Consider the following 22,838-nt stretch of genomic DNA (forward strand, 5'->3'; position numbering starts at 1 on the left):
CTTCCAATTAGAGAACGCACGGCAAATTATTTAAAAATGGCAAAAGAACTAGACAAAGTAGTTAAATTACAAGTTCGGGGAGGTGCAGCGAATCCATCGCCACCGGTTGGACCCGCTTTAGGTGCCGCTGGAGTTAATATCATGGAGTTCTGTAAGCAGTTTAATGCTAGAACCCAAGATAAACCAGGTAAAGTATTACCTGTGGTAATCTCTGTTTACAAAGACAAATCATTTGAATTTGTAATCAAGACTCCACCAGCAGCAGTACAATTATTAGAAGCGGCCAAAGTAAAGAAGGGATCTGGAGAACCGAACCGAAGAAAAGTAGCAAAAGTCACTTGGGATCAAGTAAAAACTATTGCAGAAGACAAGATGCAAGATTTGAATGCATTTGAGATTGGATCAGCTATGAAAATGGTAGCTGGAACAGCGAGGTCAATGGGTATCACAGTTAAAGGAGGAGAAGCTCCAAACTAAAATTTTTGAAATGGCAAGATTAACAAAAAAGCAAAAAGAAGCTAGAGGTAAAGTTGATAGAAACAAATTTTACTCTCTAGAAGAAGCTTCTTCTTTACTTAAAGAAATCACGACAACAAAATTTGATGCTTCCGTAGATATCGCTATTCGTTTAGGCGTTGATCCACGTAAAGCAAATCAAATGGTTCGTGGTGTGGTATCCTTACCACATGGAACAGGTAAAGACATGAAGGTTCTTGCATTAGTAACACCAGATAAAGAAGACGAAGCTAAAGAAGCAGGTGCGGATTATGTGGGGTTAGATGAGTACCTAGATAAAATCAAAGGTGGTTGGACAGACGTTGACGTTATCGTCACTATGCCAAGCATCATGGGTAAATTAGGTCCATTAGGTAGAGTATTAGGTCCAAGAGGTTTAATGCCAAATCCAAAAACAGGAACAGTTACTATGGATGTAGCCAAAGCGGTAAGTGAAGTTAAAGCTGGTAAAATCGACTTTAAAGTTGATAAAACTGGTATCGTTCACGCACCAATTGGCAAAGCATCATTTAGTGCTGAGAAGATTGTAGGTAATGCAAGTGAATTGATTACTACAATTGTAAAGATGAAGCCAACGGCGTCAAAAGGAACCTATGTAAAGAGTATCTTCTTATCAAGTACTATGAGCCCAAGTATCCCTGTTGACCCTAAGACAAATCAGAAGTAATAGTAGTAAACTTTAATAATTATGACAAGAGAAGAAAAATCATTGGTAATTGAAGAGTTAACTGCTCAACTTGCAGATAATACAAATATCTATTTAGCTGATATTTCTGGATTAAATGCAGTGGACACTTCAAATTTACGTAGAGCTGCTTTTAAAGCAAACGTAAAGTTAGCTGTTGTAAAAAATACATTGTTAGAAAAGGCGATGGAAGCCTCTGATAAAGATTTCGGAGACTTACCAACGACTTTAAAAGGTAATACTTCGGTAATGTATTCTGAAACAGGAAATGCGCCGGCTAAATTGATTAAAAACTTCAGAAAGAAGTCTGAAAAGCCTTTATTAAAAGGAGCCTTCATTGAAGAGTCAATTTACATTGGTGACGATTTATTAGATACGTTAGTAGATATCAAATCAAGAGAAGAATTGCTTGGTGAGATTATTGGCTTATTACAGTCACCTGCTAAGAACGTTATTTCAGCACTTAAATCTGGTGGTGGAACAATCGCAGGTATCTTAAAAACTTTATCCGAAAAAGAAGGATAATCAACGTGTACGCACTTAAAAATTAAAATAAAAACACACTTATTAAAACGATAGAAAAATGGCAGATTTAAAAGATTTCGCAGAACAATTAGTTAATTTAACTGTAAAAGAGGTTAATGAATTAGCTGATATTTTAAAAGAGGAGTACGGTATCGAGCCTGCTGCTGCAGCTGTAGCTGTTGCTGCTGGTGGTGGCGCTGCTGGTGGAGAAGCCGCAGAAGAGCAAACTGAATTCGACGTAATCCTTAAAGCCGCAGGTGGTTCTAAACTTGCAGTTGTAAAATTAGTTAAGGAATTGACTGGTCTTGGTTTAAAAGACGCTAAAGGTTTAGTTGATGATGCACCAAGTGCAATCAAAGAAGGTATCGCTAAAGACGAAGCAGAAGCATTAAAAGCATCTTTAGAAGAAGCTGGAGCTGAGGTTGAGCTTAAGTAAGCTTAACACATACCTACAAGATACGGTTTAGGTTTATCCCGCAAAAATTTGCGGGGTAGGACCTAAACCCTTTTGTGTATATAATTGCTATATACACTTTATTATTTTTTTTAATCATAATCTCGTTCATAGATGTTAGCACAACAAGCTGAAAGATTAAATTTCTCCTCTATAGTGAACAGAACTGAGTATCCAGATTTTCTGGACATTCAGATTAAATCCTTCCAGGATTTTTTCCAATTAGAGACAAAATCAGATCAAAGAGGAAATGAAGGTTTATACAATACCTTCATGGAGAACTTTCCAATTACCGACACAAGAAATCAATTCGTATTAGAATTCTTGGATTATTTTATTGATCCACCACGTTATTCTATCGAAGAATGTATTGAAAGAGGATTAACATACAGTGTACCGTTAAAGGCACGTTTAAAATTGTACTGTACAGACCCTGAACATGAGGACTTCGAGACTATTGTCCAGGATGTGTACTTAGGAACAATTCCTTACATGACGCCAAGCGGAACCTTCTGTATTAATGGTGCAGAGCGTGTAGTTGTGTCTCAGTTACACAGATCACCAGGTGTATTCTTTAGTCAGTCTTTCCATGCTAACGGAACAAAATTATATTCAGCAAGAGTAATTCCTTTTAAGGGCTCTTGGATAGAATTCGCAACAGATATCAATAGCGTAATGTATGCGTACATTGACAGAAAGAAAAAGCTTCCTGTTACAACGTTGTTTAGAGCTATCGGATATGAGCGCGATAAAGACATTTTAGAAATTTTTGATTTGGCTGAAGAGGTAAAAGTCTCTAAAGCTGGATTGAAAAAAGTCATCGGTCGCAAACTTGCCGCGCGTGTATTGAACACATGGCATGAGGATTTCGTTGATGAAGATACAGGTGAAGTTGTATCTATTGAGCGTAACGAAATTGTATTGGACCGTGATACGATTGTTGATAAGGAAAACATCGAGGAAATCCTTGAAGCTGGTGTAAAGACTATTCTTTTACATAAAGAAAGTGCACAGCAAGGCGATTATGCTATTATCCACAACACACTTCAGAAAGATCCAACAAACTCTGAAAAAGAAGCCGTTGAGCACATCTACCGTCAGTTACGTAATGCTGAGCCGCCAGATGAGGAAACCGCTCGTGGTATTATCGACAAGTTATTCTTCTCGGATCAACGTTACTCTCTTGGAGAAGTTGGTCGTTACAGAATGAACAAGAAATTACAGTTAGATATCGGTATGGATAAGCAAGTGCTTACCAAATTAGATATCATAACGATTATCAAATATTTAATTGAGCTAATCAACTCTAAGGCAGAGATTGATGATATTGATCACTTATCTAACCGTCGTGTACGTACCGTAGGTGAGCAGTTATCATCTCAGTTTGGTGTTGGTTTAGCGCGTATGGCGCGTACCATCCGTGAGCGTATGAACGTTCGTGACAACGAAGTTTTTACGCCGATTGATTTAATTAACGCTAAGACCTTGTCTTCAGTAATTAATTCATTCTTTGGTACCAACCAGTTGTCTCAGTTTATGGATCAAACAAATCCATTGGCGGAGATTACACACAAACGTCGTTTGTCGGCATTAGGACCTGGAGGTTTGTCTAGGGAGCGTGCAGGATTCGAGGTTCGTGATGTTCACTATACACACTACGGACGTTTATGTCCTATTGAAACACCAGAAGGTCCAAACATTGGTTTGATTTCTTCGCTTTCGGTTTATGCGAAAGTGAATTCTATGGGATTCATTGAAACACCATATCGCAAAGTTGAAAACGGTGTTGTTGATATTAAAAATGCACCGACATATCTAAGTGCCGAAGAGGAAGAAGATATGTTGATTGCACAAGCAACCATTGAAGTTGATAAAAAAGGAAAGATTTTACCAGAAAAAATTATCTCTCGTCAAGAAGGTGATTTCCCTGTAATTGATCCTTCAAATGTTAATTATACGGATGTTGCACCTAACCAAATTGCATCGATTTCAGCATCGTTGATTCCATTCTTGGAGCATGATGATGCCAACCGTGCATTGATGGGGTCTAACATGATGCGTCAGGCCGTACCATTATTACGTCCTGAGTCGCCGATTGTTGGTACAGGTTTAGAGCGTCAAGTCGCTTCAGATTCTAGAGTATTGATAAATGCAGAAGGAAACGGAACTGTTGAGTACGTTGATGCGGAAAAGATTACAATCAAATACGAGCGTACCAAGGAAGAAGCTATGGTAAGCTTTGATAGTGATACCAAGTCTTATCCTTTAGTGAAGTTTAGAAAAACCAACCAAGGAACGTCTATTAACTTAAAGCCAATCGTTCAGAAAGGCGATAAAGTTGAAAAAGGACAAGTTCTTTGTGAAGGTTATGCGACACAAAAAGGAGAATTAGCGCTTGGACGAAACATGAAAGTTGCCTTTATGCCTTGGAAAGGGTATAACTTTGAAGATGCAATCGTGATTTCTGAAAAAGTGGTAAGAGACGATATCTTCACCTCTATCCATATCGATGAGTATTCGTTGGAAGTAAGAGATACCAAATTAGGTAACGAAGAGTTGACTAATGATATCCCTAATGTTTCTGAGGAAGCCACAAAAGACTTGGATGAGAATGGTATGATTCGCGTTGGTGCTGAGATTAAGCCAGGCGATATCTTAATTGGTAAGATTACGCCAAAAGGTGAATCTGATCCTACGCCAGAAGAAAAGTTATTACGTGCCATTTTTGGTGATAAAGCTGGTGATGTAAAAGATGCATCATTGAAAGCATCGCCATCTTTAAATGGTGTTGTGATTGACAAGAAATTGTTCGCAAGAGCCATTAAGGATAAACGTAAGAGAGCACAAGACAAGGAGGATATCGAGAAGCTGGAAGATGCTTACGATAACCGTTTTGATGAGCTTCAGAGCGTATTGGTTGAGAAGTTATTTGCCATAGTAAATGGTAAAACAGCGCAAGGTATTTATAATGATCTTGGTGAGGAAATCATTCCAAAAGGAAAGAAATATACCTTAAAGATGTTGAACGCTGTAGATGATTACACGCACTTAACGTCAGGAAAATGGACGACTGATGACGCTACAAACGCTTTGGTTGAAGATTTAATCCACAACTATAAGATTAAGGAAAATGATCTTCAGGGGTCATTGAGACGTGAGAAGTTTACCATCTCTGTAGGTGATGAGCTTCCAGCCGGAATTATTAAATTGGCTAAAGTTTACATCGCTAAGAAACGTAAGCTTAAGGTTGGTGATAAGATGGCAGGGCGTCACGGTAACAAAGGTATAGTTGCACGAATTGTTCGTCAAGAAGATATGCCTTTCCTTGAAGACGGAACGCCAGTTGATATCGTATTGAATCCACTTGGGGTACCATCTCGTATGAACATCGGTCAGATTTATGAAACCGTTCTAGGTTGGGCAGGTCAGAAGTTAGGTCGTAAGTATGCAACACCAATTTTTGATGGAGCTACTTTAGATCAAATTAATGGCTTTACCGATGAAGCAGGTGTACCACGTTTCGGTCATACGTATTTATATGATGGTGGAACAGGAGATCGTTTTGACCAACCAGCAACTGTAGGAGTTATCTACATGATTAAGCTTGGTCACATGATTGACGATAAGATGCACGCACGTTCTATTGGACCATACTCATTGATTACCCAGCAACCACTTGGTGGTAAAGCACAGTTTGGTGGTCAGCGTTTTGGTGAGATGGAGGTTTGGGCACTTGAGGCTTATGGAGCGTCTAGTACTCTACGTGAAATCTTAACCGTAAAATCGGATGATGTTATTGGTAGAGCTAAAACTTACGAAGCTATCGTTAAGGGAGAGCCAATGCCAGAGCCAGGACTACCTGAATCTTTCAACGTACTTATGCACGAATTGAAAGGATTGGGATTAGATATTAGATTAGAAGAATAAAGAATAGTCAGTAGTCTTTAGTCGGTAGAATTCTATCGACTAAAGACCAAAGACTCAAGACTATAAAGAACATGGCAAGAAGACAAGATAAGAATACAGTACAGAAATTTAACAAAATTTCTATTGGTTTAGCGTCTCCAGAATCTGTTTTGGCAGCATCTAGAGGAGAGGTTTTAAAGCCAGAAACTATTAATTATCGAACACACAAACCAGAACGTGATGGTTTGTTCTGCGAGCGTATTTTTGGTCCTGTAAAGGATTTTGAATGTGCCTGTGGAAAATATAAAAGAATTCGCTACAAAGGCATTGTTTGTGACCGTTGTGGTGTAGAGGTAACCGAAAAGAAAGTACGTAGAGACCGTGTTGGGCACATCAATTTGGTGGTGCCTGTAGCACATATCTGGTATTTCCGTTCGTTACCAAATAAAATTGGTTACTTATTAGGATTGCCCTCTAAGAAATTAGACATGATTATCTATTATGAGCGTTACGTAGTGATTCAACCAGGTATTGCTATGAATGCTGAAGGGGAACCGCTTCAGAAAATGGATTTCCTAACGGAAGAAGAGTACTTGAATATTCTCGAATCCATTCCACAAGAAAACCAATACCTAGACGATACAGATCCTAACAAATTCATCGCTAAGATGGGTGCAGAATGTTTAATTGACATTTTAGCACGTATCGATTTAGATGCATTATCATACGATTTACGTCATAAAGCAAATAACGAAACCTCTAAGCAACGTAAAACAGAAGCGTTGAAGCGTCTTCAAGTTGTTGAAGCCTTTAGGGATTCTAACGAGAATAGAGAGAATAAGCCAGAATGGATGATTCTTAAGGCTATTCCTGTAATTCCACCAGAATTAAGACCTTTAGTGCCTTTAGATGGTGGTCGTTTTGCAACGTCAGATTTAAATGATTTATACCGTCGTGTCATTATCCGTAACAACCGTCTTAAGCGATTGGTTGAGATAAAAGCACCAGAAGTTATTTTGCGTAACGAAAAGCGTATGCTTCAAGAATCTGTAGATTCTTTATTCGATAACACGCGTAAGTCTTCTGCGGTTAAAACAGATTCTAATAGACCATTAAAATCACTTTCAGATTCACTTAAAGGTAAGCAAGGGCGTTTCCGTCAAAACTTATTAGGTAAGCGTGTGGATTATTCGGCACGTTCCGTAATCGTCGTTGGACCAGAATTAAAATTGTTTGAGTGTGGTCTTCCAAAGAATATGGCAGCAGAGCTTTACAAGCCGTTTATCATCAGGAAACTGATTGAACGTGGTATTGTAAAAACTGTAAAATCTGCCAAGAAAATTATAGATCGTAAAGAGCCTGTGGTTTGGGATATCTTGGAGAACGTCCTTAAAGGACATCCGGTATTGCTAAACCGTGCGCCTACGCTTCACCGTTTGGGTATTCAGGCCTTCCAGCCGAAACTTATTGAAGGAAAAGCGATTCAGTTACACCCATTGGTATGTACGGCATTTAATGCCGATTTCGATGGTGATCAGATGGCTGTACACTTACCGTTAGGCCCAGAAGCAATTCTTGAAGCGCAATTGTTAATGTTGGCGTCTCACAATATCCTAAACCCTGCAAATGGTTCTCCGGTAACGGTACCATCTCAGGATATGGTTTTGGGACTGTACTACATGACCAAGTTGCGTAAGTCAACCAAAGAAGTACCTGTTAAAGGAGAAGGTTTAACCTTCTATTCTCCAGAAGAGGTAACTATTGCTTACAACGAGAAGAAAGTTGATCTTAATGCCGGAATTAAGGTAAGAACAATGGACTTCAACGAAGAAGGTGAGTTGACCAGACAAATTATTGAAACAACTGTAGGACGTGTATTATTTAACGAAAAAGTTCCAACGGCAGCTGGATATATTAATGAAGTATTAACTAAGAAGTCTTTAAGAGATATCATCCATGGTATTCTTAAAGTAACTTCTGTGCCAGAAACGGCGGAGTTCTTAGATGAAATTAAGACTCAAGGTTATAAGTTCGCCTTCCAAGGTGGTTTATCATTCAGTTTGGGTGATATTATCATCCCACAAGAGAAGCACACCATGATTGATGCAGCCAACAAACAAGTTGACGGTATTATGGGCAACTATAACATGGGTCTTATTACCAATAACGAACGTTACAACCAAGTTATTGATATATGGACCTCTACCAACGCAGAATTAACAGAGTTATCCATGAAGCGTATCCGTGAGGATCAGCAAGGATTTAACTCGGTATATATGATGCTTGATTCTGGAGCTCGTGGATCTAAGGAACAGATTCGTCAGTTAACTGGTATGCGTGGATTAATGGCCAAGCCGAAAAAATCCAATGCTGGTGGTGGTGAGATAATTGAAAATCCAATCTTATCTAACTTTAAGGAAGGACTTTCAATCTTAGAATACTTTATCTCTACGCACGGTGCACGTAAAGGTCTTGCGGATACGGCTCTTAAAACGGCCGATGCAGGTTACTTAACACGTCGTTTGGTAGATGTGTCACAAGATGTAATTGTTTACGAAGAAGACTGTGGCACATTAAGAGGTATTGAGGTTTCTGCATTGAAAAAGAATGAAGAGATTATTGAGAAACTTGAAGCTAGAATCGTAGGTAGAACATCACTTAACGATGTTTATGATCCATTAACTGAAGAGTTATTGGTTGCTTCAGGAGATCATATTAACGATGCTATTGCTAAGCGTATCGGAGATTCAGCAGTTGAAGCTATCGAAGTACGTTCACCATTAACTTGTGAAGCCAAAAAAGGTATCTGTGTGAAGTGTTACGGACGTAACCTTGCAACAGGCAAATTGGTACAACGAGGCGAAGCTGTTGGTGTTGTTGCTGCGCAATCTATTGGTGAGCCAGGAACGCAGTTGACGTTACGTACATTCCACGTAGGTGGTATTGCAGGTAACATTTCCGAAGAGAATAAATTAACGGTTAAGTTTGATGGAATCGCCGAAATCGATGATTTAAAGACCGTTAAATCTAAAGATAATGAAGGTAACGACGTTGATGTTGTTATCTCTCGTACATCAGAATTGAAATTAACCGATGCCAAAACAGGTATCGTCTTAAGTACAAATAACATTCCTTATGGGTCACACATATTTGTGAAGCCAGGGGATAAGGTGAAGAAAGGTGATGTCATCTGTTCTTGGGATCCGTATAACGGTGTAATTATTTCAGAATTTGCCGGTAAGGTACGTTATGAAAATATCGAACAAGGTGTAACATACCAGGTAGAGATTGATGAACAAACAGGTTTCCAAGAGAAAGTAATTTCTGAATCTAGAAACAAGAAGTTGATTCCAACCCTTCTTATCGAAGATAAAAAAGGTGAAACAATCCGTTCTTACAACTTACCAGTAGGTGCACACATTATGATTGACGATGGCGAGAAAATCGATATCGGTAAAATCTTAGTGAAGATTCCTCGTAAGTCAGCCAAAGCGGGTGATATTACAGGTGGTCTTCCTCGTGTAACGGAATTGTTTGAAGCACGTAACCCATCTAATCCAGCTGTAGTTAGTGAGATTGATGGTGTAGTGTCTTTCGGAAAAATCAAAAGAGGTAACCGTGAAATTATCATTGAGTCTAAACTTGGTGAAATCAAGAAATACTTGGTGAAACTTTCGAATCAGATTCTTGTACAAGAGAACGATTACGTTAAAGCTGGTATGCCATTGTCTGATGGTTCTGTAACGCCAAACGATATCTTAAACATTAAAGGCCCTGCTGCTGTACAACAGTACTTGGTTAATGAGGTTCAAGAAGTCTATCGTTTACAGGGTGTGAAGATTAACGACAAGCATTTTGAAGTGGTTGTAAGACAGATGATGCGTAAAGTTAGAATCATTGATTCTGGTGATACCATCTTCCTAGAAAACCAATTGGTTCATAAGTCAGATTTCATTGAGGAGAATGATAAGATGTTCGGCATGAAAGTCGTTGAAGAAGTAGGAGAGTCTGAAAACTTGAAGCTTGGACAAATCGTAACGATGCGTCAGTTAAGAGATGAAAACTCAATCCTTAGAAGAGAGGATAAGCAATTAGTTGTTGCCAGAGATGTAAATACAGCTACAGCAACACCAATCCTTCAAGGAATTACGAGAGCTTCGCTTCAGACTAAATCGTTTATCTCTGCAGCATCTTTCCAAGAGACAACTAAAGTATTGAACGAAGCCGCCGTAAACGGTAAAGTAGATACCTTAGAAGGTCTTAAGGAGAATGTTATCGTCGGACATAGAATCCCAGCCGGTACAGGTGTTAGGGCTTACGAAAATATCATCGTAGGGTCTAAAGAGGAATTCGATGAGATGATGAAGCAGAAAGAAGAGATGAATTTCAACTAATTTGTTTTGTCATTTCTGCGAAGGCAGGAATCCATAAATATAAAGCCTTCATTCTATTTTAGTTTGAAGGCTTTTACTTTGGTACAAATTTGATGCATCTGTTCGAGTGCGATTTTGCAAAAATCGTGTATCGAGAACAACTATTTAAAATCGTGTAGGTATCTTTATCAATAAAGCGTAAATTAATAGACTTTCTACAGATCGCTATCGGGACAGTTGAAAGTGAAAATAAATCAAAACTAGACTTCCAATCCAGTTGGGAGCATTAACAAGTTCAAAATGGCAGAAGACAAAAAAGCCCCTAAAAAGGGACAGATTAACATAGAATTAGATGAACAAATTGCGCAAGGCACATACTCTAACCTAGCAATCATCAATCACTCTGTATCAGAGTTTGTGGTGGATTTTGTAAATATTATGCCAGGTGCGCCAAAGAGCAAGGTGAAATCTAGAATCATCCTAACCCCACAGCACGCTAAGCGTTTGGTAAAAGCTCTAAACGAAAACGTAAAACGGTTTGAAAAGGCGCACGGAGAAATTAAAGATTATGATAAGCCTCCAATGCCACTGAACTTCGGACCGACGGGACAGGCCTAACTGTCATTCCTGCCCCCGACGTTTCGGGGGGGCAGGAATCTCAAAAACACGCAAGACGATCAAAAGGTAGCTTTATTAAAAGTGAGCGTAGCCGAGCAACCATCAATGCCATTTTCCCGAAGCGTCGGGATTGGTCAAAAAGGCTAAGCATAAATTTATACCAAAGGCTACAGATTCATTTTATGTTTTCCTTTTAGTCCCATAAGTCAAAAATTAAGGGGTAAATACAGAATAGATTATTTTTATAACAAAAAATCTATTATAGATTTTGATTATAAAATCTAAGCTATTTACAGCTGTTTTAACGAGTTTTTAAAGATCTCGAAAGAGAAGCATTATAATATTTCACGTTATATAGCTTAAATCGTCTTAAAACAATTTTAAGCCACTTTTCGGACATCAAATTGTTTTAAATCTCATTTTGAGGTTTCATTTTCACCAATAGTTAAGCAACCTCTTGTTGTTGATTCATAAAATATTGAAGTGCTCCAGACGGACACTTTTTAATCTGTTTAATGATTTTTTTGCTTTTAGCGCCGTCTAAATCAATCCATGGAATTACGGATTGACGAAAGACATCAGATAATTGTCTAGCGCATAACTCAGCGTGGATACAACAATTAGGCTCGTAGGTCACAGTTAGTTTTCCATTGGAAAACACATTAGCGTTAGGTTTCATACAGCAGATTATTTGGGGTTAATCTTAAAATGAAATTAGCGGTTTCACGAAGCAATATATATAAATTAACGACAAAACAACAAAATTTATCGATGAAATACATTACTATGTTGCTTTTTCAGATAAACGACACCGTTAAATGTCTGGTAATCATAATCTTAATTGTATCGAAATCATTGCGTAATACTTTGCGTCTCCGCGTCTTAGCGAGTAGAATGACTAACTATCATACTCGGACGTAAAATGAAATATTATACTCGGATACTTCTGTTGTGTCATTTGCAAAGTAAACATAGAGTCCGCTAAAAATACCAATTGACCGCGTTTGTCTTTCGCCAGAAACCGTTGTTTAACACGTGAGAATTCTTCAAACTCTTGGTTCTTCTTGTCCGTTGGTTCAACCCAACAGGCTTTGTGAACATTAAGATTTTCGTAAGTGCACTTGGCTCCATACTCATGTTCTAATCGATATTGAATTACTTCATACTGAAGTGCACCCACCGTACCAATCACTTTTCGCCCATTCAATTCTAAAGTAAATAATTGGGCGACCCCTTCGTCCATCAATTGGTCAATGCCTTTATAGAGTTGCTTGGATTTTAGAGGGTCGGCATTGTTGATGTATCTAAAATGCTCAGGAGAGAAGCTAGGTATACCTTTGTAATTTATAACCTCCCCTTCGGTTAGGGTATCTCCAATTTTAAAATTCCCCGTATCGTGTAAACCTACAATATCACCAGGGTAGGAAATATCCACAATTTCCTTCTTCTCAGCAAAAAATGCATTGGGACTCGAAAATTTTAATTTCTTGTTATTACGAACATGAAGATATGGTGTATTACGTTTAAAAGTACCGGATACAATTTTTATAAAAGCCAAGCGATCACGGTGATTGGGATCCATATTAGCATGAATTTTAAAAACAAACCCTGTAAACTTATCTTCGTCGGGCTTTACCAAGCGTTCTTCACTTTGCTTGGCTCGTGGCGTTGGCGCAATTTCAACAAAGGCATCTAACAGCTCACGTACTCCAAAATTATTCAATGCCGAACCAAAGAAAACAGGTTGTAAGTGACCTTCAAGATATTTGGTTTTATCAAACTTAGGATAAATACCCTGTACCAATTCTATATTATCACGCAATTCTTCAGCAGAAGCATCGCCGATAAGTTCATCTAACTTTTCAGAAGATAAGTCGCTGATTTCCGTAGTTTCTTCAATATTCTTACGACTGTCACCACTAAATAAATTTACATTTTGTTCCCACAGATTGTAGATACCTTTAAAGTCGTAGCCCATGCCAATTGGGAAACTCATAGGAGTTACCTTAAGTCCTAGTTTTTGTTCCACTTCGTCCAACAAATCAAAAGCATCTTTTCCCTCACGGTCTAACTTATTGATGAAAACTATCATAGGTATATTGCGCATACGACATACTTCCACCAACTTTTCTGTTTGTTCCTCAACACCTTTAGCTACATCAATCACAACAATTACACTATCTACAGCGGTTAAAGTTCTAAAAGTGTCCTCAGCAAAATCCTTATGACCTGGCGTATCGAGTATGTTTATTTTAGTGCCTTTATATTCAAAAGCCAAAACAGAGGTAGCTACGGAAATACCACGCTGGCGTTCAATTTCCATAAAGTCACTAGTAGCCCCTTTCTTAATTTTATTACTCTTTACGGCACCAGCTTCTTGTATGGCACCACCAAAGAGGAGTAATTTTTCAGTTAAGGTTGTCTTACCTGCATCGGGGTGGGATATAATGCCAAAGGTTCTTCGGCGGGCTATTTCGGACTTAAAACTCATAAATATTCTTTCAAGCCAGCAAAATTAGTCAATTTTGATTCAATTCTTTGGCTTTACAACTATCATGTATTGATCAATCTATATTTTATTAGTTATATCTATAATTTGAAACCAATAGATAGTATTTTTGTTTATATGGATATTGAAGAAATGGTCATCCTCGTTGATGAAAATGATAATAAAATTGGCTTAATGCCCAAAATGGAAGCACATGAAAAAGCACTTTTGCATCGGGCATTTTCTGTTTTTATTTTCAATGATACAAATGAATTAATGTTACAACAACGTGCCTTGCACAAGTACCATTCCCCAGGATTATGGACCAATACCTGTTGTAGCCATCAACGCGATGGCGAAACCAATTTGGAGGCCGGAAAGCGACGACTCATGGAGGAAATGGGCTTTGAAGCACCATTGGAAGAGACCACTTCATTCATCTACAAAGCCCCTTTTGACAATGGATTGACGGAGCACGAGTTAGATCATATTATGGTTGGCTATTACAACGAGAAACCAAAAATAAATCCAGATGAGGTTGCCGATTGGAAATGGATGCCGCTGGAAGACGTTAAAAGTGATATGCAATCACATCCTGAAAATTATACCGCTTGGTTTAAGATAATTTTTGAGAAGTTTTACGAACACATAAACATCACAAAATGAAAGTCACCGTAAGTCGTAAAGCACATTTTAATGCCGCACATCGGTTATATAGAAAAGACTGGTCGTTCGAAAAGAATGATGCCACCTTCGGAAAGTGCAATAACCCTAATTTTCACGGGCATAATTATGAATTAATTGCGAGTGTTACCGGGGAAATTGATCCAGAAACGGGTTACGTCATTGATATGAAAGTGTTAAAAGACATTATTAAATCTGAAGTGGAAGATGCCTTCGACCATAAGAACTTAAATATTGAAGTCCCTGAATTTAAAGACTTAAATCCGACGGCGGAAAATATAGTTGTTGTGATTTACGATAAATTGAAGGCCAAGCTTAATCCAGATTTAGACTTGGAAGTCACACTTTATGAAACCCCAAGAAACTTCGTCAGTTACAACGGAAACTAACAGTATGATACCGTTATATCCACTAAAATTTAGCCCCATACTCAAACAAAAAATTTGGGGAGGAGAGAAACTTGGAAAACTATTACATAAGAATTCTAAATCACCAAATGTTGGTGAAAGTTGGGAAATCAGTGATGTGGAAGGTGATACTTCGGTCGTTGTCAATGGTAAATTGCAACAGACATCATTAAAAGAATTACTTCAAAAATATAAAGGTCAATTGGTAGGCGAGAAGAATTATCGGCGTTTCGGAGATAAGTTTCCCCTACTGATAAAATTTATAGACGCTAAGCAAGATTTAAGCATTCAATTGCATCCCAATGATGAATTGGCAGCAAAGCGCCACAACTCTTTTGGAAAAACCGAAATGTGGTATGTGATGCAGGCGGACAAAGATTCAAATTTAATAGTAGGGTTTAATCAAAAAGTAACTGGAGAGACTTATTTAGAACATCTTGAGAAGAAGACATTACCTAAAATCTTAAACTTTGACAAGGTAAAAGAAGGCGATACCTATTTTATTGAAGTCGGTCGAATCCATGCTATTGGAGCCGGTGTTTTATTGGCAGAAATTCAACAAACCTCAGATATCACCTACAGGGTTTATGATTGGGATAGGGTAGATGACCAAGGCAACGAAAGGGAACTACATAATGATTTGGCTATTGATGCCATTGACTTTGATATGCCGGATAACTTTAGGGTAGATTATGGGAAGACTGTAAATCAACCCAATGAGATGGTGAGTTGTCCTTATTTTACAACGAATTATTTGGAGCTTTCAGAGTCCATTCAAAAGGAAAATACAGAAGATTCATTTATTATCTACATGTGTGTTGATGGTCAATGCGAAATCGATACTGACGGTGATTCAATTTCACTTAAAAAAGGTGAAACGGTTTTAATTCCTGCTTCAATCACAGCGTTTCAAATTGAGTCAGAATATGCAAAACTTCTCGAGGTATATGTATAAAGCTTATGCGTTTTATACTATGATATAAGCTAAGGATATACTACATTTGCGCCAAATTAATTAGACCTTATTATGGCAAACAAAAGAGATTTAAAAAAGGACATCAATTACGTTCTTGGAGATATTATTGAAGCAGTTTACGTTTGGGAATTGGCCAATACGCAAAAGCCAACGAAAGAAAGTGAAGCCATTATTGATGAAGCTATTGCTACGTTTGATGATCTTATCGCAAAAGTAAACGATAGAGATGTTGATAATAAAAAAGCACACTTTAAGGCAATCAACGAAGAGCTTGAAACTAAGGCTAAAGGATTGGTTGAAAAAATCAACAAACTGTAATTTTTTAGGTGCAGATTTAAGAACAATTTTTAAATTTGTGCCACAAAAGCCGATGTAGCTCAGCTGGCTAGAGCAGCTGATTTGTAATCAGCAGGTCGTGGGTTCGAGTCCCTCTATCGGCTCCAAGGTAACTCCAATTATAACTATATGATTGGAGTTTTTCTTTTTATAGTTAATAGTCTGGGACGAGAAGCCTGTGCTGAGCGTAGTCGAAGTAAGTCCCTCTATCGGCTTTAAATCAACTCCAATTGTCATTTGATGGTTGGAGTTTTTTTATGTAAGAAATCTTTCATGACGAGAATCCCTAAGTTTCGGGAAAAGAGATCATCTCATGATAGTAGCGATAATTTGAAAGATTGCCACATCACGCTTTGGCGTGATTCGCAATGACGCATAAAGAATAAACGAAAAAATCCGATGCTAGGGCATCGGATTTTTTTATAATCGCATAAACAACTAAACAACTAAACAACTAAACAACTAAACAACTAAACAACTCCACGACTAAACGTCAAAGACTATTTAATCATCTCATAGCTTCGCTTAATAAAGTTGGTCAGCTCTTCGCCTTTCAATAAACCTTGCGAGAGTCGAGCTAAATCCAAACTCTGATTAATTAAGCGCTCTTGCTTTTTTCGGGTTTTGGTATTCATAATTTCAGAAATCAAATCCGAATTGGTATTCACCACCAAATTGTACATCTCTGGCATGTTACCCATACCGAACATACCGCCACCACCAGTTTGTTGCATCTCCTTCATACGACGCATAAACTCAGGTTGCGTAATCATAAACGGTGTAGCATCACTATCCATGGTTTCTAATTGTACCATGAATTTTTCAGACGGCACAACCTCTTTTAATAATTCTTCAAGCTTGGTTTTCTCTTCATCACTTAATTTTGAAATCTTGGTATCGTCCTTTTTAATGAGATTATCGATATGGTCCGCATCTACACGTGCGAAAGAAATATTCTCCTTAGAAGTTTCCAATTTCTGCATTAAGTGTGAAACAATAGGCGAATCCAATAATAATACCTCATAACCTTTGGCCTTAGCGGCTTCAATGTATGAGTGTTGCTCATCTTTGTTTGATGCATAAAGAATCACCAATTTATCATCCTTATCCGTCTGATTGGCTTTAATTTTATTATACAATTCCTCGTAAGTGTAATAGGTGCCATCAACAGTCGGGTACAATGCGAAAGCGTCTGCTTTTTCGAAGAATTTATCTTCAGAAAGCATTCCGTATTCAATTACAATTTTGATATCATCCCATTTCTTTTCGAAATCTTCACGGTTGCTATTAAACAATGATTTCAATTTATCAGCCACTTTACGTGTGATGTAGGATGAAATTTTCTTCACCGCGCCATCCGCCTGAAGGTAACTACGAGACACATTCAAAGGAATGTCCGGTGAATCAATAACCCCACGAAGCATCGTTAAGAATTCAGGAACAATACCTTCAACATTATCGGTTACAAAAACCTGATTCTGGTAAAGTTGAATGCGGTCCTTCTGAATGTTCATATCATTTGTCATCTTAGGGAAATACAAGATTCCCGTTAAGTTGAATGGATAATCCACATTGAGATGAATGTTGAATAAAGGTTCTTCAAACTGCATCGGATAGAGCTCTCTGTAGAATTCCTTATAATCCTTATCCTCTAAATCAGTAGGTTGTTTGGTCCACGCCGGATTAGGGTTGTTAATGATGTTATCTACCGTCTTAGTTTCTGGTTTGGCATCTTCTTTTGCGTCTTCCGGAAGTGGTAAAGTTTCTTCCTTCGTCCCGAATTTAATCGGAATCGGCATAAACTTATTGTACTTATTTAAAAGTTCAGTAATACGATGGTCTTCTAAAAATTCGGTGGAATCTTCAGCAATATGAAGGATGATTTCAGTACCGCGATCGGTTTTATCAGCGTCAACAAGCGTAAATTCTGGAGAGCCATCACAAGTCCAATGTGCCGCTGGTTCGTCTTTGTATGACTTGGTGATAATCTCAACCTTATCCGCCACCATAAATGCTGAATAAAATCCTAGACCAAAGTGCCCAATAATACCTGAATCCTTTGCAGAATCCTTGTACTTATCTAAAAACTCTTCAGCGCCCGAAAATGCGACTTGGTTGATATATTTTTCAACCTCTTCTGCCGTCATCCCCAAACCTTGGTCAATGATATGAAGCGTCTTAGCATCCTTATCGACTTTGACTTCGATAATTGGGTTGCCGTAATCCACTTTAGCGTCACCGACATTGGTTAAATGCTTCAATTTAAGTGTTGCATCTGTTGCATTACTCACCAGCTCACGAAGAAAAATTTCGTGGTCACTGTATAAAAACTTTTTAATAAGTGGAAAAATATTGTCCACTGATACATTAATAGTTCCTGTTGCCATAATTTATGTTTTATTATTTGTTCGGTGTTAATTGAAAAGTTTTAGTTTCTAATTCTTGTCACTCCCGACCTTTCGGTAGAGCGCAGTCGAAATGCATTTAAAAACAGAATTTGTGATTTCTCGCCTTAGCTCGAAATGACTATGTAAACCTTTTTAATTCACCTTCTTAATTTCGTTCAATCGTTAACAGTCAAAAAAAATACCAAGACCTGTTAAGTGACAAGATGACACAAAAAAACTGCCTCTATAGAATTAGTGAATTACAAAGGCAGTTTGTTTTAATCCGGAGAAGGATTAGTTTTTCATCTCCTTCTCTTTTTCAGTTATAGGCTGTTCATCTACTGATCTATTTTTAACGTGGGTTTCTAACCATTGATCTTGTTCCCATAGCAAGTGCATAATGGACTCTTTGGCTCTATAGCCATGACTTTCCTTTGGTAGCATAACCAAGCGCACCGTCGCTCCAAGGCCTTTAAGCGCATTGAAATAACGCTCACTCTGAAGTGGATAGGTTCCTGAGTTATTATCAGCTTCGCCATGAATTAAAAGTAAAGGCGTTTTCATCTTATCAGCATGCATAAATGGAGACATGTTGTAGTAAACTTCTGGTGCTTCCCAATAACTACGTTGTTCGCTTTGAAAACCAAACGGCGTTAACGTTCTGTTATAGGCACCACTACGCGCAATTCCTGCGGCAAAAAGATTGGAGTGAGACAGCAGATTAGCCGTCATAAATGCACCATAGCTGTGACCACCAACAGCCACACGATCACGATCAATATATCCCAAATCGTCAACGGCATCAATGGCCGCTTTGGCATTCCCAACCAGTTGAGATCTAAAGCTGTCATTTGGCTCATCGTCGCCCTCACCAACTATCGGGAAAGCGGCATCATCCAATACAACATAACCACGCGTTACCCAATAAATTGGTGAACCATAATATGGATAAACAAATTCGTTTGGGTTTGTTGTGCTTTGCGATGCACTGGCTTTATCCTTGTATTCTCTGGGATAAGCCCATAACACCATTGGGTACTTTTTGCCTTCTTCGTAATCTAAAGGTAAGTATAAGGTGCCTTCTAGACCCAAACCATCATTACGCTTATAATTGATGACGCGCTTGTCAATAGATTCTAAAGCCTTAAACGGATTTTCAAAAGATGTGATTGGCGTTAATTCGTTCTTATTGATATTCCTGATGTAGTAATTAGGATATTCAGTTTGTGATTCAATTCGGACTAAAATCTCACCATTTTTCATATCAATGGCGGTGTTTAGATTTTCTAATTTGTCTGTGTATTCAGATTGGTAGATACGTTCTGTTTTTCCGGTTGCGATAGAATATTTGTCAATAAATGGAAACTGTCCTTCTTTGGTATAGCCAGGCCCCATCAAAAAGAGGTTATCGCCATCCATTTCTAAGGTATAGCTTCCGTATTTGTTTTTAGAACTCACAAAATTCCCTGGATTGCTATAGACATCTTGATAGTTTCGGTCTGAAATGACTTTGGCGTCTTCTTTATATTTTGAAGGATTAAAAACATAAGTTTTAGTATTCCGGGTATTCCACCAATAGTCGTAAGCCAAGGCAACAGTATCATTGCCCCAATCTATGCCTGAAAAACGTTGCTTGGTTTTTAAAATGAGCTTTGGATTGCCGTTAAATGGCGCATCGACTTGATATACAGCATCTCTATACGGAACCTCATTTTCTGGGTCACCTTTATCCAAGGCTTCCGCCCAAACCAATGTTGCAGGCTTGTCGGCTCGCCAAGAGAGGTTTCGTTTTCCCATACGTGTCGCCATAAAACCTTTTGGTCTTACTTCATCCAATGGAACTTCATTAACGGTTTTGACTAGTTTTCCGTCGGAAGAATAAATAGAGGTCTCGCTTGGAAAACGCGTGTAGGTTACCAAATAGGAAAACGGTCGTTTAATAGTTGTAGTCATCAGATAGTTGCCATCTGGTGAAAAACTTAAACCACGATACATGGCATCTGGGAGAAAATCTTGAGTAGCTCCAGAAACAGATACTTTCTTAATTTCTGAACGCGCGAGTTGTTCAAAATTAAACTCGTCATTCGGGTTTTTTAATAAATCTTGATAGGTTCTGTTTTGCGCTTTTGCTCCATTACTCACTGAGATTGTTGGGCCAGTGGGTACGGCAATGGCTGTATTGATTAAGTCTTCTCTTTTATCAGAAAGTGTTTTTACCAATAAGGCCGAATTGTCCTTAAACCAAGTCATAGCACTACCCATATTGGCGTTGACATTGGCGTCGGTAATTTTTTTTGCGGATGCAGAGGCAATATCTAAAATCCAGACTTCAACTCCAGTATTGGTGGTATTAAGGCAGGCTATCATTTTTTCATTGGGCGACCATCTGAAGCCAGATAATCTTGCATTATCTGGTAAACCTTTGACTTGGGTCGCATTTTCATCAGTGGTTTTCTTAACCTTTAAATTGTTGAAAAATGTGGTACGGCTCCCGATATTAGTAACAGGATTAATACGTAATCCAGCAAGTCGTAATTCTTTCTCGGAAAGCTCAGCAATAGATTTGTATTGGTCTCTGTAAATCAAAACCATGTTCTCACCTTTACTGTCTATTTGTACACCTGGTGCTAAAGAGACATCCGCCAGGTCGTTAATGGCTTTGTCTGGTGTTTGGTAGGGAAGATTGTCTTGAGCATAAGCCGAAAAGACAAACAATGCGATAAAAAATGATAAGAAACGTTTCATAAAGGTTGGCTTTAAAAAATTTCTTGAAGTTACTTAAAATGTAGGTTGCTCTATCTTATGATGATGTTAAAATAGCGAGGTGGAGTATCAAAAATTAGTTATTATGCATGCATAACGAATACAGGCCATTCAAAAAATCGTGATATGATTAATAGTTATTTTTGTTCCTTATAGATATTATGAGATTTCCGATGCCTCGGAAATGAAAACAAGTTTTCAATGTACAATTCAAAAATTATAGGTTTAGGTAAATACGTGCCAGAGAATGTGGTGACCAATGACGATTTATCAAAACTGATGGACACTAATGACGAGTGGATTACCGAACGCACCGGTATAAAGGAAAGACGCTGGGTAAAGGAAGGCTCGGATGATACCACGGCTACTATGGGTGTAAAAGCGGCCAAGATTGCTATTGAGCGTTCTGGTTTAGATAAAGACGATATTGATTTCATCATTTTTGCGACCTTGAGTCCCGATATGTATTTCCCTGGCCCTGGTGTACAGGTGCAACATGCTTTAGATATTAAGACAGTCGGCGCTTTGGATGTTCGTAATCAATGCTCGGGATTTGTATACGCTTTGTCTGTTGCCGATAATTTTATAAAAACTGGGATGTATAAAAACATTTTGGTGATTGGGTCTGAGTTACATTCTTATGGACTCGATAAAACGACTCGTGGTCGCGGTGTTACCGTGATATTTGGAGATGGTGCAGGAGCGGCTGTCATAACACGGGAAGAAGATACTTCAAAAGGCATATTATCCACGCATTTACATTCCCAAGGTGAACATGCCGAAGAATTGGTGTTGATTGCTCCTGGTATGGGTAAGCGCTGGGTAAACGATATTTTGGCAGAGAATGACCCTAATGACGAAAGTTACTTTCCGCACATGAATGGTCAATTTGTTTTTAAAAATGCTGTAGTACGATTTAGCGAGGTGATAATGGAAGGTTTGATGCAAAACAATATGGACAAAGATTCCATTGATATGCTGATTCCTCACCAAGCTAATTTGAGGATAGCACAATTCATCCAGACGAAATTTCAACTGTCGGATGACCAAGTGTACAACAATATTATGCGTTATGGTAATACTACTGCCGCATCGATTCCTATCGCCTTATGCGAAGCTTGGGAAGAAGGGAAAATTAAATCGGGCGACAATGTGGTCTTAGCTGCTTTTGGAAGTGGCTTCACCTGGGGAAGCGCTATTATAAAATGGGCTTAGTCAATTAAGCCGAATACCAACCAGAAAAAAAGCCGTAATCGAGAGACTACGGCTTTTTCAGCTATTAACCAACTTTAACTAACACTGAAATGTTGTGAAACATTCCGTTACTTAAAACTTATCACTTACTTAGACGTAGTTTTTCTTCTTTTATTGCAGGGTTTAACAATTTTAACTAAAAATTAGAAGTTTTTTATCTGTCTTCAGAAATTCGTGAGAGAATGATGAAAATACAAAATAGAAAATCCAAGGTTGGGGAACCTTGGATTTAACGATATGTGCGCATGTGTTTCTATTATTTTGAAGACTAACTCAAATAATTGTTTAGGTGCATGTCACTCATAGTTTTAGTTGTAAAATCGAAGCAAAAATTACATGCTGACGTTCCTGCGGAAGTCAGCATGCAATACTTGTCTTCCTTTTGAACGTCAACACGTTAATTTCAAAGAGTCTGCCATACTGACGTTCATTTCGGAATTCAGCATGTGATACTCAGACGTTTCCT

16 protein-coding genes and 1 tRNA gene are annotated in these 22,838 nt (G+C 38.3%); 13 read left to right on the forward strand and 4 right to left on the reverse strand.

Features of this window, described 5'->3' with window-relative positions:
- Positions 1-36 precede the first annotated feature (36 nt).
- The 7 genes from rplK to ACFOSX_RS07930 all read left to right on the forward strand — a co-directional run bounded on the left by rplK (position 37) and on the right by ACFOSX_RS07930 (position 11,077).
- Positions 37-477, forward strand: a complete 441-nt coding sequence (gene rplK, locus ACFOSX_RS07900) for a 50S ribosomal protein L11 (protein WP_299111865.1) — start codon at positions 37-39, stop codon at positions 475-477.
- Positions 478-487: 10 nt separating this feature from the next.
- Positions 488-1,183: a 50S ribosomal protein L1 gene (gene rplA, locus ACFOSX_RS07905; RefSeq protein ID WP_386098895.1), complete on the forward strand. Its 696-nt coding sequence runs from the start codon at positions 488-490 to the stop codon at positions 1,181-1,183.
- 21 nt (positions 1,184-1,204) lie between these two features.
- Positions 1,205-1,726, forward strand: a complete 522-nt coding sequence (rplJ, locus tag ACFOSX_RS07910) for a 50S ribosomal protein L10 (RefSeq protein ID WP_386098898.1) — start codon at positions 1,205-1,207, stop codon at positions 1,724-1,726.
- Positions 1,727-1,784: 58 nt separating this feature from the next.
- Positions 1,785-2,162: a 50S ribosomal protein L7/L12 gene (gene rplL, locus ACFOSX_RS07915; protein ID WP_386098901.1), complete on the forward strand. Its 378-nt coding sequence runs from the start codon at positions 1,785-1,787 to the stop codon at positions 2,160-2,162.
- A gap of 132 nt (positions 2,163-2,294) precedes the next feature.
- Positions 2,295-6,107, forward strand: a complete 3,813-nt coding sequence (gene rpoB, locus ACFOSX_RS07920; RefSeq protein WP_386098904.1) for a DNA-directed RNA polymerase subunit beta — start codon at positions 2,295-2,297, stop codon at positions 6,105-6,107.
- A gap of 71 nt (positions 6,108-6,178) precedes the next feature.
- Complete coding sequence (gene rpoC / locus ACFOSX_RS07925) at positions 6,179-10,480, forward strand: DNA-directed RNA polymerase subunit beta' (RefSeq protein ID WP_386098907.1); 4,302 nt, start codon at positions 6,179-6,181, stop codon at positions 10,478-10,480.
- Positions 10,481-10,759: 279 nt separating this feature from the next.
- Positions 10,760-11,077, forward strand: a complete 318-nt coding sequence (locus ACFOSX_RS07930; RefSeq protein WP_386098910.1) for a DUF3467 domain-containing protein — start codon at positions 10,760-10,762, stop codon at positions 11,075-11,077.
- A gap of 445 nt (positions 11,078-11,522) precedes the next feature.
- Here the strand turns inward: ACFOSX_RS07930 and ACFOSX_RS07935 are convergent, their stop codons facing one another.
- On the reverse strand, positions 11,523-11,756 hold the full coding sequence (locus tag ACFOSX_RS07935; RefSeq protein ID WP_386098913.1) for a (4Fe-4S)-binding protein: 234 nt from the start codon (positions 11,754-11,756) through the stop codon (positions 11,523-11,525).
- Positions 11,757-11,975: 219 nt separating this feature from the next.
- On the reverse strand, positions 11,976-13,568 hold the full coding sequence (locus tag ACFOSX_RS07940; RefSeq protein ID WP_386098916.1) for a peptide chain release factor 3: 1,593 nt from the start codon (positions 13,566-13,568) through the stop codon (positions 11,976-11,978).
- Positions 13,569-13,703: 135 nt separating this feature from the next.
- Between ACFOSX_RS07940 and idi the strand changes: the two genes are divergently transcribed.
- The 5 genes from idi to ACFOSX_RS07965 all read left to right on the forward strand — a co-directional run bounded on the left by idi (position 13,704) and on the right by ACFOSX_RS07965 (position 16,075).
- Positions 13,704-14,231 (forward strand): isopentenyl-diphosphate Delta-isomerase, encoded by a 528-nt coding sequence (idi, locus tag ACFOSX_RS07945; RefSeq protein ID WP_386100254.1) that lies wholly within the window; start codon positions 13,704-13,706, stop codon positions 14,229-14,231.
- A complete protein-coding gene (locus tag ACFOSX_RS07950; protein WP_386098919.1) occupies positions 14,228-14,638 on the forward strand; it encodes a 6-pyruvoyl trahydropterin synthase family protein in 411 nt (136 codons plus the stop codon). Before idi ends, ACFOSX_RS07950 begins: the two co-directional genes overlap by 4 nt.
- 4 nt (positions 14,639-14,642) lie before the next feature.
- On the forward strand, positions 14,643-15,611 hold the full coding sequence (locus ACFOSX_RS07955) for a type I phosphomannose isomerase catalytic subunit (protein WP_386098922.1): 969 nt from the start codon (positions 14,643-14,645) through the stop codon (positions 15,609-15,611).
- 72 nt (positions 15,612-15,683) lie between these two features.
- Positions 15,684-15,950: a hypothetical protein gene (locus tag ACFOSX_RS07960; protein WP_386098925.1), complete on the forward strand. Its 267-nt coding sequence runs from the start codon at positions 15,684-15,686 to the stop codon at positions 15,948-15,950.
- Between the two features lie 48 nt (positions 15,951-15,998).
- Positions 15,999-16,075 (forward strand) — tRNA-Thr (locus ACFOSX_RS07965).
- 393 nt (positions 16,076-16,468) lie between these two features.
- On the opposite strand, the gene htpG is transcribed toward ACFOSX_RS07965, so the two are convergent.
- Both htpG and ACFOSX_RS07975 read right to left on the reverse strand, forming a co-directional pair.
- Entirely contained in the window at positions 16,469-18,355 is a 1,887-nt protein-coding gene (gene htpG, locus ACFOSX_RS07970) for a molecular chaperone HtpG (RefSeq protein ID WP_386098928.1), read from the reverse strand.
- Positions 18,356-18,649: 294 nt separating this feature from the next.
- Positions 18,650-21,100 (reverse strand): prolyl oligopeptidase family serine peptidase, encoded by a 2,451-nt coding sequence (locus ACFOSX_RS07975; RefSeq protein ID WP_386098931.1) that lies wholly within the window; start codon positions 21,098-21,100, stop codon positions 18,650-18,652.
- A 219-nt stretch (positions 21,101-21,319) separates the two neighbouring features.
- On the opposite strand from ACFOSX_RS07975, the gene ACFOSX_RS07980 reads away from it, so the two are divergent.
- The gene (locus tag ACFOSX_RS07980) at positions 21,320-22,333 is read left to right on the forward strand and encodes a 3-oxoacyl-ACP synthase III family protein (protein WP_386098934.1); all 1,014 of its coding nucleotides are present in this window, start codon (positions 21,320-21,322) and stop codon (positions 22,331-22,333) included.
- Positions 22,334-22,838: the final 505 nt, after the last annotated feature.

The sequence above is a fragment of the Winogradskyella maritima genome (assembly GCF_042650215.1).
Lineage (GTDB): Bacteria > Bacteroidota > Bacteroidia > Flavobacteriales > Flavobacteriaceae > Winogradskyella > Winogradskyella maritima.